Below are 13,758 nucleotides of genomic sequence, written 5' to 3'. Positions count from 1 at the left end.
ATCGAGGAGTGCCACCGATTGCCACGTCTTAATGGTGGGGAGCCGATCTTGGGGTGCCCGGTACCCTGGGGTTGTTTCACGTGAAACGTGCCCCCCGATCCGCGAAGACTGGATGAACGACGATGCATCGGTACAGGTCCCACACCTGCGGCGAGCTCCGCTCCTCTGACGTCGGCACCGACGTCCGGCTGAGTGGCTGGCTGCACAATCGGCGCGACCTGGGCGGCATCCTCTTCATCGATCTGCGCGACCACTACGGCATCACGCAGCTCGTCGCCCGCCCCGGCACGCCCGCCTACGAGGCCCTCGACAAGGTCACCAAGGAGTCGACCGTCCGCGTCGACGGCAAGGTCGTCTCCCGAGGCACCGAGAACATCAACCCGGAGCTGCCGACCGGTGAGATCGAGGTCGAGGTCGGCGAGGTCGAGCTGCTCGGCGCCGCCGCCCCGCTCCCCTTCACCATCAACACCGAGGACGGGGTCAACGAGGAGCGGCGCCTGGAGTACCGCTTCCTGGACCTGCGCCGCGAGCGCATGCACCGCAACATCATGCTGCGTACGGCGGTCATCTCCGCGATCCGTCACAAGATGACGGCGCTGGGCTTCAACGAGATGGCGACGCCGATCCTGTCCGCCACCTCCCCCGAGGGCGCGCGTGACTTCGTCGTGCCGTCCCGTCTGAACCCGGGCAAGTTCTACGCCCTCCCGCAGGCTCCGCAGCAGTTCAAGCAGCTGCTGATGATCTCCGGCTTCGACCGCTACTTCCAGATCGCGCCCTGCTTCCGCGACGAGGACGCGCGCGCGGACCGCTCGCCGGGCGAGTTCTACCAGCTCGACGTCGAGATGAGCTTCGTCGAGCAGGAGGACGTGTTCCGCCCGATCGAGCAGCTCATGACGGAGCTCTTCGAGGAGTTCGGCGGCGGCCGCCACGTCACCTCCCCCTTCCCGCGGATCCCGTTCCGCGAGGCGATGCTGAAGTACGGCTCCGACAAGCCGGACCTGCGCGCCCAGCTGGAGCTCGTCGACATCACCGACGTCTTCGAGGGCTCGGAGTTCAAGGCCTTCGCCGGCAAGCACGTGCGTGCGCTGCCTGTGCCGGACGTCTCCGGCCAGCCCCGCAAGTTCTTCGACCAGCTCGGTGACTTCGCGGTCTCGCAGGGCGCCAAGGGCCTGGCCTGGGTGCGTGTGGCCGAGGACGGCTCGCTGACCGGCCCGATCGCGAAGTTCCTCACCGAGGAGAACGTCGCCGAGCTGACCAAGCGTCTGTCGCTGGCCGCCGGGCACGCCGTGTTCTTCGGCGCGGGCGAGTTCGACGAGGTCTCGAAGATCATGGGCGCGGTCCGGGTCGAGGCCGCCAAGCGCGCCGGGCACTTCGAGGAGGGCGTCTTCCGGTTCTGCTGGATCGTCGACTTCCCGATGTACGAGAAGGACGAGGACACCGGCGCGATCGACTTCTCGCACAACCCGTTCTCCATGCCGCAGGGTGGCCTCGAGGCCCTGGAGACCCAGGACCCGCTGGACATCCTGGGCTGGCAGTACGACATCGTCTGCAACGGCGTCGAGCTGTCCTCCGGCGCGATCCGGAACCACGAGCCGGAGATCATGCTGAAGGCCTTCGAGATCGCGGGCTACGACCGCGAGACCGTCGAGGAGAAGTTCGCCGGCATGCTGCGCGCCTTCCGCTTCGGCGCCCCGCCGCACGGCGGCATCGCCCCCGGTGTCGACCGCATCGTCATGCTCCTCGCGGACGAGCCGAACATCCGCGAGACCATCGCCTTCCCGCTCAACGGCAACGCCCAGGACCTGATGATGGGCGCGCCGACGGAGCTGGAGGAGGCGCGGCTGAAGGAGCTGCACCTGACGGTGCGCAAGCCGCAGCCGAAGTAGGCACACGCAGGCAGAAGGGCTCGAAACCGGCGTCGGTTTCGAGCCCTTTCGCCTGCACACCTGGATTCACAGCTCTTTCCGATGTTCCTGCCAGGTGCCTCACGCCTAGCGTCCAACGCCATGACAGACACTCAGGCACCTGAAGAAAGACGGGAGTTGGCCCGCCGTACCGTTCTGGCGGCCGGCGGTGTGGCCGTGACCGCGGTGGGGGTCGGCGGCGCCTTCGCGGCGAGCGCGGCCGCGGACGACGGCGCCGCGAGCGGGGCCGCGGAGGACGCCTGCTACACGCTGACCTCGGAGCTGGTCGAGGGGCCGTACTACATCGACGCCGACAAGATCCGCCAGGACGTCACCGAGGACCAGGACGGCATCCCGCTCCATCTCCGCCTGAAGGTGATCGACGCGGAGACGTGCAGGCCACTGAGGAACGCGGCGGTGGACATCTGGCACTGCAACGCCTCGGGCATCTACTCGGGGTACGAGGCGATGGGCAGCGGCGGCGGAGGCCCAGCCCCCACTGGCCCGCCGCCGTCGGGCACCCCGACCGGGCCTCCCCCGGGCGGTGGCGGCGGGCACCAGGAGCCGACCGACGACGAGCGCTACCTGCGCGGCACCTGGCGCACGGACCGGCACGGCCAGGTCACCTTCCGGACCGTCTTCCCCGGCTGGTACCAGGGCCGCTGCGTCCACATCCACGTGAAGGTCCATGTGGACGGCACCTGGACGGACGCCGGTTACGAGGGCGGCCACGCCTGCCACACGGGCCAGTTGTTCTTCGACGAGAAGTCGGTGCTGAAGTCGGCCGAGGTGGAGCCGTACGCGAGCAACACCACGACCCGCACCACCCTCGACGAGGACACCATCTACCCGGACAACGGCCATGAGGGCGGCCTGCTGTACCTCAAGTACGACCGCAGGCACATCGCCCGGGGCATCCACGGCCATCTGACGCTGGGCGTCGCACCGGACGAGACGCACGACGGCTGACATCACCGCCTCCACTGCTGGTTCACATACGCGGCGGACGCCTCCTCGGACACCGACTTGGAAACCTCACCGGAGGCACACAGCAATCCCGAGGGAGGAGCACAGAAGCCTGTCGTGTCATAGGTGATGACATCGCAGGTGCGGCCCCAGGGGGCCTGTCGGCCAAGGAGGAAGCCATGGGGTACGCGATCGCGTTCTCGGCGCTGTTGATCGCCGGAGCGGTGGGCGCGGTCGTCGCACTGCGGCGGTCGCCGGCCGAGCGGGGCGCCACCGAGCTGGACGCGGAGGCCGAGGCCAACCGCTGGCTGATCCGGCTCGGCGGCAGTCTGATGCCGCCGGGTGCGAGTGCCTGGGCGAGCAACGGCAGGGCGGCGGGGCACGCGCTGACGGAGGCCGCCGAGTGCCACCACACCGCCCGGGTCCTGCTCGCGGACGCCCGTACGGCGGCGGAGTACGAGCGCGTGACGCGGATGGCGCAGGAGGGGCTGCGGCACGTCGGGGCGGCGCGGGAGGCGCTGGGACTGGCGACGGAGTCGGCGCCCCTCGCCACCGCCGCCGAGCCGCTGCCGCAAGCCGAAGCGGCTGCGCGGGTAAGGCAAGCCTTTCAAGAGCCTTTGCTGAAGAAAGGCGCAGAACCGGTGGCCATTTCGGCCAGGCTTTAAGGATTCATGGGTTCCACAGTGCTTTCCCACGCTCCTGACAGGCGGCCCTCCTAGCTTCGCCGACCATGACGGGAAAGCAGACGGCCCAAGAGCCGAAACACAAGAAGGACCTGACGCGCCGCAAGGTCGTCGCCGTGGGCGCGGGCGCCGTGGCAGCGGTGGGCGTGGGCGGCGGCCTCGCCCTGACCGCCTCCGCCGACGAGTCGGCCACGGGCGCCTCGGCGAGCGCGTCGAGCATCGCGGAGACCTGCTACACGCTCACGTCGGAGACCACCGAGGGCCCGTACTACATCGACGCCGACAAGATCCGCCAGGACATCACCGAGGACCAGGAGGGCATCCCCCTCGCCCTCACCCTCAAGGTGATCGACGCCGAGACCTGCAAGCCGGTCAAGAACGCGGCCGTCGACATCTGGCACTGCACCGCGCTCGGCGTCTACTCCGGTTACGAGGCCATGGGCAGCGGCGGCGGGGGCGGCGCCCCGTCCGGCACCCCGACCGACACGCCCTCCGGCACCCCGACGGGCGAGCCCCCGTCCGGCGCCCCCTCCGGCGGCACCGGCGGCGGCCACTCCGAGCCGACCGACGACGAGCGCTACCTGCGCGGCACCTGGAAGACCGACAAGCGGGGTTACGTCACCTTCAAGACCGTCTTCCCGGGCTGGTACCAGGGCCGCTGCGTGCACATCCACGTCAAGGTGCACGTGGACGGCGAGTGGACGGACGCCGGTTACGAGGGCGGCCACACCTGCCACACGGGTCAGCTGTTCTTCGACGAGAAGTCGGTGCTGCTGTCGGCGGAGGTGGAGCCGTACTCCACGAACACCACGACCCGCACCACCCTCGACGAGGACACGATCTACCCGGACAACGGTCACGAGGGCGGCCTGCTCTATCTGAAGTTCAACAAGAAGAACATCGCCAAGGGGGTGCGTGCCCACCTGACCATGGGCGTCGCGCCGGACGAGACGCACGACAGCACGGACACCCAGCCGAGCGCGTCGGCATCGTCGTAGTCCTCGGTCAGTAGCAGTCCTCGGGCGGTGCGGGGCGGCCGGAGAAATCTCCGGCCGCCCCGCGGCAACTCCTTTGATTCCAGCGGCCACTTAGGGACGCAAGCTCCTTCACCGGGGCTTCACGCACAGCACGTCCCCGCAACCGCGTAAGGAATCCCCGTGGCCTCTGCCTCCCACCGCCGGTCCCTCCGAGGGCGCCGTACCCTGGTCGTCTCCGCCGCCGTCGTCGCCGCCGGTGTCGGTGCCGGTGTGCTCGTGATGAACGCGAACGCCGGCACGACGAGCGTCGACCTGTACCACCGGACGCTCGCCGCCAAGGACGGCTGGGCGTCGTCCGGTTCCGGTACGACCGGAGGCGCGAAGGCCGACTCCGCGCACACCTTCACCGTCTCCACCCGCGCGCAGCTGGTGAAGGCGCTGGGGTCCGCGAGCGACACCACGCCGCGGATCATCAAGATCAAGGGCACCATCGACGCCAACACCGACGACAACGGCAAGAAGCTGAGCTGCGCCGACTACGCGTCGGGGACGGGCTACTCGCTCTCGGCGTACCTCAAGGCCTACGACCCCTCCACCTACGGCCGCTCGAAGCTGCCGTCGGGCACGCAGGAGAAGGCCCGTGCCGCCGCCCAGAAGAAGCAGGCGGCGAACATCGTCTTCAAGGTGCCGGCCAACACCAGCATCGTCGGTGTACCGGGGACGAAGGCCGGGATCACCGGCGGCATGCTCCAGATACAGAACGTCGGCAACGTCATCGTCCGCAACCTCGCCTTCTCCGCCACCCAGGACTGCTTCCCGCAGTGGGACCCGACGGACGGCGACGAGGGGAACTGGAACTCGCAGTACGACTCGGTCACCCTGCGCGGCGCGACCCACGTCTGGGCGGACCACAACAGCTTCACCGACGCGGCGCACTTCGACAGCGCCAACCCGAAGTACTACGGCCGCGAGTACCAGATCCACGACGGTGCGCTGGACATCACCAAGGGGTCCGACCTGGTGACCGTCGAGCGGAACCAGTTCACCAACCACGACAAGACGATGCTGATCGGCAGCAGCGACACCGACAGCACCGGGAAGCTGCGGGTCTCCATCCACCACAACGTGTGGAAGGGCATCGTCCAGCGCGCCCCGCTGGCCCGCATCGGCCAGATCCACATCTACAACAACGTCTACGACACGACGACGCTGAACGGCTACGCGCTGCAGTACAGCATCAACTCCCGCGCCAAGGCGCAGGTCGTGGCGGAGGACAACTACTGGAAGACCTCCGCCTCCCAGAAGATCTCCAAGCTGCTGAGCGGCGACGGCACGGGATCGGTGGCCGGCAGCGGCAACCTGGTCAACGGGACGGCGACCGACCTGGTGGCCGCGTACAACGCCGCGAACTCGAAGAAGCTGAAGACGACGGTGAACTGGACACCGGCTCTCACGGCGGGCCTGGAGACGTCGGCGAAGAACCTGCCGACCGAGCTGGCGACCACCACCGGCGCCGGGGTTCTTTCCTAGTCACGGCGAAGGGCCCGGGAAGCGTTCGGCTTCCCGGGCCCTTTCCTGTGTCCTCAGACCGCTTCGCCGCCGAAGCGCTCCTTGTAGTTCTCCAGGTCCTCGTCCGTCAGCTTGGCGAAGAGGACCGGGGGGACCGTGAAGGGGGTGCCGGCGGGGACGGAGGTCAGGGACTTCGCCTCGTCGGGCGTGACCCAGGTCGCCGTGTCCTCGGCCAGCGTGAACGCCTCGCGCATCGTCTTCGCCGTGGTCGGGATGAACGGCTCCGAGACCACCGCGTAGAGGTGGATCAGGTTCATCGCCGTGCGCAGGGTGAGGGCCGCGCCGTCCTTGTCCGTCTTGATCTCCAGCCAAGGGGCCTTCTCCTCGAGGTAGGAGTTGCCCGCGGACCACAGGGCGCGCAGGGCTGCCGCCGCCTTGCGGAACTGGAGGGACTCCAGGTGCCCCTCGTACTCGGCGAGCAGCTCGGCGATCTGCTCGCCCAGCTTCGCCTCCGCCTCACCGGGCTCGCCGCCCGCCGGGACGTCGTCGCCGAAGCGCTTACGGGAGAAGGACAGGACGCGGTTGACGAAGTTGCCGAGGGTGTCGGCCAGGTCCTTGTTGACCGTGGCCGTGAAGTGCTCCCAGGTGAAGGACGAGTCGTCCGACTCGGGCGCGTTCGCGATGAGGAAGTAGCGCCAGTAGTCGGCGGGGAGGATCTCCAGGGCCTGGTCGGTGAAGACGCCCCGCTTCTGGCTCGTGGAGAACTTTCCGCCGTAGTACGTCAGCCAGTTGAAGGCCTTGACGAAGTCGACCTTCTTCCACGGCTCGCGGACGCCGAGCTCGGTGGCCGGGAACATCACGGTGTGGAAGGGGACGTTGTCCTTCGCCATGAACTCCGTGTAGCGGACGGTGGTGTCCACGTCGTACCACCAGGACTTCCAGTCCCGGTTCTCCGGGTCCAGGTCCGACCATTCCTTCGTCGCACCGATGTACTCGATCGGCGCGTCGAACCAGACGTAGAAGACCTTGCCCTCCGCGGCCAGCTCCGGCCAGGTGTCGGCCGGGACCGGGACGCCCCAGTCCAGGTCGCGGGTGATCGCGCGGTCGTGCAGGCCCTCGGTCAGCCACTTGTGGGCGATGGAGGAGGCCAGCTGCGGCCAGTCCTTGTCGTGGCGGGCGACCCACTCGCGGACCTCGTTCTCCAGCTTCGACTGGAGGAGGAAGAGGTGCTTGGTCTCACGGACCTCCAGGTCCGTGGAGCCCGAGATGGCCGAGCGCGGGTTGATCAGGTCGGTCGGGTCCAGTACGCGCGTGCAGTTCTCGCACTGGTCGCCGCGGGCCTTGTCGTAGCCGCAGTGCGGGCAGGTGCCCTCGACGTAGCGGTCCGGGAGGAAGCGGCCGTCGGCGGGGCTGTAGACCTGGCGGATCGCGCGCTCTTCGATGAAGCCGTTCTCGTTGAGGCGGCGGGCGAAGTGCTGCGTGATCTCGACGTTCTGCGGGCTGGAGCTGCGGCCGAAGTAGTCGAAGGCCAGCGCGAAGCCGTCGTAGACCGCCTTCTGGGCGTCGTGCGCCTGCGCGCAGAACTCGTCTACGGGCAGGCCCTGCTCCTTCGCCGCCAGTTCGGCCGGGGTGCCGTGCTCGTCCGTCGCGCAGATGTACAGGACGTCGTGGCCGCGCTGGCGGAGGTACCGGGAGTACACGTCCGCCGGGAGCATGGACCCCACCATGTTGCCCAGGTGCTTGATTCCGTTGATGTACGGAAGGGCGCTGGTGATGAGGTGTCGAGCCATCGGGGGCTGCTCCCAGGTCGGATTTCGGGGTTCTTGGTTCTTTGCGAACCTTGAAATCGTAGCCGACATGGGTGGGCCGCCCGCTTCCCGTTTTGAGGGGTGGGAAGGGGCGGCCCGGGTTCGGGGGCGGTCAGGGGCGCCAGTCGATCAGTACGCCGTCGTAGAGCTCCGCGTCCGTGAGTTCCAGGGGGGTCGGGCCCGCGTGGAAGAAGGCCGTGTTGTCGGTCTTCAGTTTGCGGAGGTAGTCGAAGGCCTTGTTGTCGTGGTCACCGAACGCGACGAAGGAGAAGAACACCGAGGGGTGGGACTTCGCGGCGTCGGTGAGGGACTGGGTGGCCGGGGTCTTGGCGTCGGGGGCGCCGTCGGTCTGGAAGACGACGAGGGCGGGGGTGCCGGGGGTGACGTTCTTGTCGTAGTGGGCGAGGACGGCTTCCACGGCGGCGTGATAGCTGGTACGGCCCATGCGGCCGAGGCCGGCGTGTGCGTCGTCGACGGCGGTTTCGGCGGAGGCCGGGGTGAGGTCGGTGGTGCCGTCGACCTCGGTGGAGAAGAAGACGACGTGCACGGACGTGTCCGGGGCGGCGGGGTCCAGGCGCTCGGCGAGGGCGAGGGTCTGGTCGGCGAGGGCCTGGGCGGAGCCGTCCTTGTAGTACGGGCGCATGCTCGCGGAGCGGTCGAGGACGAGGTAGACCTTGGCGCGGGCGGTCGTGAGGCCGGCCTTTGCCAGGGCGGCGGCCGGGGCGTCGGCCTGTGTCACGGCCTCGGCTTCGCCTTCGGCCTCGGTGCTCCCACCCGCACCACCCGTGTCACTTTCGTCGTCGACTGCAGGTGGCCCCTGTGGGGCTTCCTCGCCGTCGGCGGCCGCGGGTTCGCTCGTCGCGGCAGCCTCCGGCTCGGTCTCGGCCGCCACGACGGGCTCCGGTTCCTCGACCTTCGCCTCCGGCTCAGGCTCGACCACCTCTGCCACGGCAGGCTCCGGCTCGGCGACCACTTCCGGCTCGGATTCCGTCTCCACAACGGGCTCCGGCTCGGCTTCCGCCACCGGCTCCGGCTCGGGGGCGACAACCTCGGGCTCCGTCTCGACCTTCGCCTCCGGCTCGGTCTCGGCCGCCACGACCGGCTCCGGTTCTGCCGCGGGCGTCGGCTCCTCCGCAGCCTCCGGCTCGACCTCCGCCACCGGCTCGGGCTCCTCGGCCACCACCGCCGGCTCCGCAGCCTCCGGCTCCGGTGCGACCTCGTCGACCGGCTCGGGCTCCGGTGCGACCTCGGCCGCGGGCTCCTCGGCGACCGGCTCCGGCTCGACCTCCGCCACCGGCTCCGGCTCTGCCGCCGGCGTCGGCTCCTCCGCAGCCTCCGGCTCCGGTGCAACCTCGGCGACCGGCTCGGGCTCTGGCGCGACCTCCGCCGTCGGCTCCGCAGTCGTCGGCTCGTCCACCGGCTCCGACGGCTTGGGGACCGTCACGTTGTCGAACGCCGCCGACACCAGGTCATGCTCGTCGTTGTCCTCCGTCGAGGACTGCCGCGGCTCCGGGACCTGCACCGACGGGGTCGGCTGCGGTTCCGGAGACGGGGAGGGGACCGTCGGTTCCGGTGACTGCGAAGGGGTGAGGTCCGCACCCTCTGCTTCGGTGGCACGCCCCTTGCGTGACCTGCCGAATGCGTTCCGCAGGAGAGTGAGAATGCCCATGTGCGCAACCCTTCGCGTGAGTTGATCCCGTCAATCCCTGGCCAGGACGGACACGTAAGGTTAGCGGCCCCAGATGGCGATCTTGGGGAGGGGCAGGGAGCGGAACCGGGCTTCGTGTCAACACCCCCACGGATTCCTCGGGTTCACCCTTCGTTCACCCGGCGGCAGCGTCCTCGCACAGGCGTGCCCCTAACGTCACGTCCACACCAAGGGCACGTAAGGGGAGAGTAAAGTGCGCAAGCTGCTGCCGATCATCGGGACGCCGTCCACCTCGCATCCCGGCGGGCGATCCGCCCTCACCTGTCGCTACCGCTGTGGTGACGCCTGTTTTCACGAGGTGCCCAACACCAGCGACAACGAGTACGTGGGCGATGTCATCGCCGGTGCCCTCGGGCGCCGTTCGATGATGCGGGCCGCCGCCGTCGTCACCGTGGCCGCCGCGGCAGGCTCGGCCGGCGTGGCAGGGGCCCGCCCCGCGGCCGCCGCGACCGCGCAGTCGTACGGGAAACCGAAACCGAGCGGCAAGGGTGCCCGTGGCCTGCGGTACGGCTCCGTCGCGCCCAACACCACCGACGCGGTCGTCACTCCCGACGGCTACGCGCAGAACGTCGTCATCCGCTGGGGCGAGCCCATCCTGCGCGGTGCCCCGGCCTTCGACCCGGAGAACCAGACCGCAGCCGCCCAGGCCGGGCAGTTCGGGTACAACAACGACTTCCTCGCCCTTCTCCCGCTGCCCGGCGAGCGGGACCGGCAGCTTCTCGTCGCCAATCACGAGTACACCGACGAAGTGCTCATGTTCCGCGGGTACGACCCTGCCAACCCGACCCGGCAGCAGGTCGAGGTCGCCTGGGCCGCGCACGGTCTTGCCGCCGTCGTCGTGGAGGGGAACCGGAAGACCGGAAAGCTGGTCGCCGTGCCCCGGCATCCGCTCAACCGGCGCGTCACCGCCACCACCGAGTTCCGGCTGACCGGGCCCGCCGCCGGGTCCGACCTCCTGAAGACCTCCACCGACCCGACCGGCACCAAGGTCCTGGGCACCCTCAACAACTGTTCCGGCGGCACCACCCCGTGGGGCACCACCCTCCACGGCGAGGAGAACTTCAACCAGTACTTCGCCAACAGCAGCCGGGCGACCGACAAGCGGTACGGGATTGGGACCACGGCCACCGAGCGCAAGTGGGAGCGGTTCGACAAGCGCTTCGACGTCGCTCAGGAGCCCAATGAGGTGCATCGGTTCGGGTATGTCGTGGAGTTCGATCCGTACGACCCCACCTCGACTCCTCGTAAGCACACCGCCCTCGGGCGGTTCAAGCACGAGGCCGCGACCGTGCGGCTGACCGCCGACGGGCGGCCCGTCGTGTACTCCGGTGACGACGAGCGGTTCGACTACTTCTACAAGTTCGTCAGCAGCAAGCGGATGAAGAAGGGCTCGAGCAGGGCCGTTCGCGAGCACAACCTCTCCCTCCTCGACGAGGGGACCCTGTACGTCGCCAGGCTCACCGGTGACTCTCCCGCCATCGAGATCGACGGCACCGGCAAGCTGCCCGCCGACGGCGAGTTCGACGGCAGCGGTGAGTGGATTCCGCTCGCCACCGCCACCGCCGACGGTGCCGTCTCACACGTCGAGGGGATGTCGGCCGAGGAGGTGTTCGTCTTCACGCGCCTCGCCGGCGACAAGGCCGGCGCCACCAAGATGGACCGGCCCGAGGACATCCAGCCCTCCCCGCTCACCGGCAAGGTGTACGTCGCCCTCACCAACAACACCAACCGCGGTGTCGGTACGAACGCCAAGGCCGACGAGGCCAACCCGCGCAATGCCAACAAGCACGGGCACGTCCTGGAGCTGACCGAGCGCCGAAACCGGCCCGAGAGCAAGACCTTCGCCTGGTCGCTCTTCCTCGTCGCCGGTGACCCCGACGATCCCGCCACCTACTTCGCCGGGTTCCCCAAGGACGACGTCAGCCCGATCTCCTGCCCGGACAACGTCGCCTTCGACCCGTACGGCAACCTGTGGATCTCCACCGACGGCAACCAACTCGGCTCCCACGACGGGCTGTTCGGGGTGGCCACGCGAGGGGACCGGCGAGGTGAGCTCAAGCAGTTCCTGACCGTGCCCACCGGTGCCGAGACCTGCGGGCCCGTGATCCAGGAGCGGCGCGTGCTCGTCGCCGTACAGCATCCGGGCGAGATCGACGGGGCCTCCGTCGAGAAGCCCGCCAGCACCTGGCCCGACGGGCCCGGAAAGATCACTCGCCCGGCCGTCGTCGCCGTATGGAAGAAGGACGGCGGCGACATCGGGGTCTGAGGCGTCCGAAAATCGCCTACGGAAGGGCTGGAACCGGGGCCCGAGTGCCCGGTGCGCCCCGCGCGCCCTCGCGTTCCAGCCACTCCCGGTACGCCGGTGACTGCCGCGCCGATTCCCAGTACGCCTCCTCCAGCGCGGGCAGCGCGCCGTCGAGGTCCGTCTCCGTGCGGGCCGCGAGGAGCAGGCGTACGCCGAGGGGGTCGCCGTGCAGGCGGCGTACCGCCATGTCGGGGCGGGAGAGGGCGGTCGGCTGGCAGACGGTGACGACCTCGCCCGTCGCGACGAGGGCCGCGGCCGTGTGGTAATCGCCGTGCAGGACATGGGGGTTGATGCCCGCCGCGCGGAACATGCGCTGGACGGCGTCCCATTCGCCGTCCACCGTGGGGTCGATCATCCAGCGGTCGTCGGCCAGCTCGGAGACCTGCACCACGGGGTGCGCCGTCGCGGGGTGGTCGGCCGCCACGTACACGAACTGCGGCTCGCGCTCGACCAGGGTGCGCAGCCGCAGGCCCTCGGGGATGCGCAGAGGGCAGCCCTCGACCTCGTGCACGAAGGCGACGTCGAGCTGGCCGTCGGCGACCATGCGCAGCAGCGCGTTCGGGGAGACGTTCATGTGCAGGGTGGGGTCCTGGCCGCGGGCGCGCAGCTTGCGCAGCCAGCCCGCCAGGGCCTTGCTCGCGGTGGAGCCGACGCGCAGCTCCTGGCCGCCGGTGGCCGCGGCTCTCGCCTCGCTGACCAGGGAGCGCATCTCGGCCACCAGGGGGCGGGCGCGGCTCAGCACCAGGCTGCCCAGCGGGGTGGGGCGGCAGCCGGTGCGGGCGCGGACGAACAGCGCGCCGCCCAGCTCCTGTTCGATACGGCGCAGCTGTGTGCTCAACGACGGCTGGGCGACGCCCAGTTGGCGCGCCGCGCGGTGCAGACTGCCGGTGTCGGCTATGGCGCACAGCGCGCGGAGGTGTCTCACCTCGAGGTCCATGCCCTCGGAGCGTAAAGCGGAATCAAAGGTTTCACCAGACGCACAAACCCCGCCCAGCACACGCGAATTGGGCCGTCCCGCACATGCTCACCGGGCGGTGCGGCAGATCGGCGATAGGGCCGTGCTATCGCCGGTTGCCATCATCACAGCCGTCCCACAGGCGCCGACACTCACCGATGACGACTGACTCACCCCCCACCTAGGAGTCATCGATGCGCAAGCGCACATCCATGTCCACATCCACCCTCACGGCGGCAGCGGTCGGCCTGAGCCTCGCGGCCTTCGGTCTCGGCACGGCGGTGCCCGCCGCCGCGGCGCCGGCTCCCTCCTCGTACTCCGGCTACACCGGGTCTCCCGCGGAGGCCAAGGCAAACCAGGCGTTCTTCCAGGCGGTCCTGAAGTCCGTCGCCGAGAAGCGCGCCGCCCACCCCGGCAGCACGGCCGCCGTCACGGTCACCTACGACGCCTCCGGTGCGCCCACGTTCAGCGCGCAGATAGCCCGCAGCGCCGAGATATGGAACAGCTCGGTGTCGAACGTGAAGCTCCAGTCGGGGTCGTCGGGCGCCGACTTCTCCTACCGCGAGGGCAACGACTCCCGCGGCTCGTACGCCTCGACCGACGGTCACGGCGGCGGGTACGTCTTCCTCGACTACGCGCAGAACAAGGAGTACGACTCCACGCGCGTGACCGCCCACGAGACCGGGCACGTCCTAGGGCTGCCCGACCACTACGAGGGCCCGTGCAGCGAGCTGATGTCGGGCGGCGGGCCCGGTACGTCCTGCACCAACTCCCAGCCCGACGCCAACGAGCGGGCCCGCGTGGACCAGTTGTGGGCGAACGGGTTCGCCGCGGCCCTCGACAAGGCCCTGAGCGACAAGGCGCTCCACAAGAGCTGACCCACCCCCCACCGGTGCGGGCCGCCTTCCTGCACAAGGCGGCCCGCACCCACCTGTGTCCGGGG

10 protein-coding genes are annotated in these 13,758 nt (G+C 69.5%); 7 read left to right on the top strand and 3 right to left on the bottom strand.

Annotated features, from left to right (window positions below; all coding sequences use genetic code 11):
- Window positions 1-122: 122 nt before the first annotated feature.
- The 5 genes from aspS to ACFY1L_RS34145 all read left to right on the top strand — a co-directional run bounded on the left by aspS (window position 123) and on the right by ACFY1L_RS34145 (window position 6,060).
- Complete coding sequence (gene aspS, locus ACFY1L_RS34165) at window positions 123-1,886, top strand: aspartate--tRNA ligase (RefSeq protein ID WP_388832834.1); 1,764 nt, start codon at window positions 123-125, stop codon at window positions 1,884-1,886.
- A 120-nt stretch (window positions 1,887-2,006) separates the two neighbouring features.
- Complete coding sequence (locus ACFY1L_RS34160; protein ID WP_388832831.1) at window positions 2,007-2,873, top strand: intradiol ring-cleavage dioxygenase; 867 nt, start codon at window positions 2,007-2,009, stop codon at window positions 2,871-2,873.
- Window positions 2,874-3,049: 176 nt separating this feature from the next.
- A complete protein-coding gene (locus ACFY1L_RS34155; RefSeq protein ID WP_388832828.1) occupies window positions 3,050-3,535 on the top strand; it encodes a hypothetical protein in 486 nt (161 codons plus the stop codon).
- Between the two features lie 65 nt (window positions 3,536-3,600).
- Window positions 3,601-4,551 (top strand): intradiol ring-cleavage dioxygenase, encoded by a 951-nt coding sequence (locus ACFY1L_RS34150; RefSeq protein ID WP_388832825.1) that lies wholly within the window; start codon window positions 3,601-3,603, stop codon window positions 4,549-4,551.
- 159 nt (window positions 4,552-4,710) lie between these two features.
- Window positions 4,711-6,060 (top strand): polysaccharide lyase family 1 protein, encoded by a 1,350-nt coding sequence (locus ACFY1L_RS34145; protein WP_388832822.1) that lies wholly within the window; start codon window positions 4,711-4,713, stop codon window positions 6,058-6,060.
- A gap of 53 nt (window positions 6,061-6,113) precedes the next feature.
- On the opposite strand, the gene metG is transcribed toward ACFY1L_RS34145, so the two are convergent.
- Entirely contained in the window at window positions 6,114-7,829 is a 1,716-nt protein-coding gene (gene metG / locus ACFY1L_RS34140) for a methionine--tRNA ligase (RefSeq protein WP_388832820.1), read from the bottom strand.
- Window positions 7,830-7,959: 130 nt separating this feature from the next.
- Window positions 7,960-9,516: a VWA domain-containing protein gene (locus tag ACFY1L_RS34135; protein ID WP_388832817.1), complete on the bottom strand. Its 1,557-nt coding sequence runs from the start codon at window positions 9,514-9,516 to the stop codon at window positions 7,960-7,962.
- 232 nt (window positions 9,517-9,748) lie between these two features.
- Here ACFY1L_RS34135 and ACFY1L_RS34130 point away from each other — a divergent pair, with 232 nt between their 5' ends.
- Window positions 9,749-11,821, top strand: coding sequence for a PhoX family protein (locus ACFY1L_RS34130; RefSeq protein ID WP_388832814.1), 2,073 nt, complete (start codon window positions 9,749-9,751; stop codon window positions 11,819-11,821).
- Window positions 11,822-11,837: 16 nt separating this feature from the next.
- Here ACFY1L_RS34130 and ACFY1L_RS34125 read toward each other — a convergent pair whose 3' ends face one another.
- Window positions 11,838-12,797, bottom strand: a complete 960-nt coding sequence (locus ACFY1L_RS34125; protein ID WP_388832811.1) for a LysR substrate-binding domain-containing protein — start codon at window positions 12,795-12,797, stop codon at window positions 11,838-11,840.
- Window positions 12,798-13,009: 212 nt separating this feature from the next.
- Between ACFY1L_RS34125 and snpA the strand changes: the two genes are divergently transcribed.
- Window positions 13,010-13,693, top strand: a complete 684-nt coding sequence (gene snpA / locus ACFY1L_RS34120) for a snapalysin (RefSeq protein ID WP_388832808.1) — start codon at window positions 13,010-13,012, stop codon at window positions 13,691-13,693.
- Window positions 13,694-13,758 lie beyond the last annotated feature (65 nt).

The sequence above is a fragment of the Streptomyces sp. NPDC001663 genome (genome assembly GCF_042893105.1).
In the GTDB taxonomy this organism is placed as follows: Bacteria; Actinomycetota; Actinomycetes; order Streptomycetales; family Streptomycetaceae; genus Streptomyces.
This window is presented reverse-complemented; position numbering and strand designations above follow the sequence as displayed.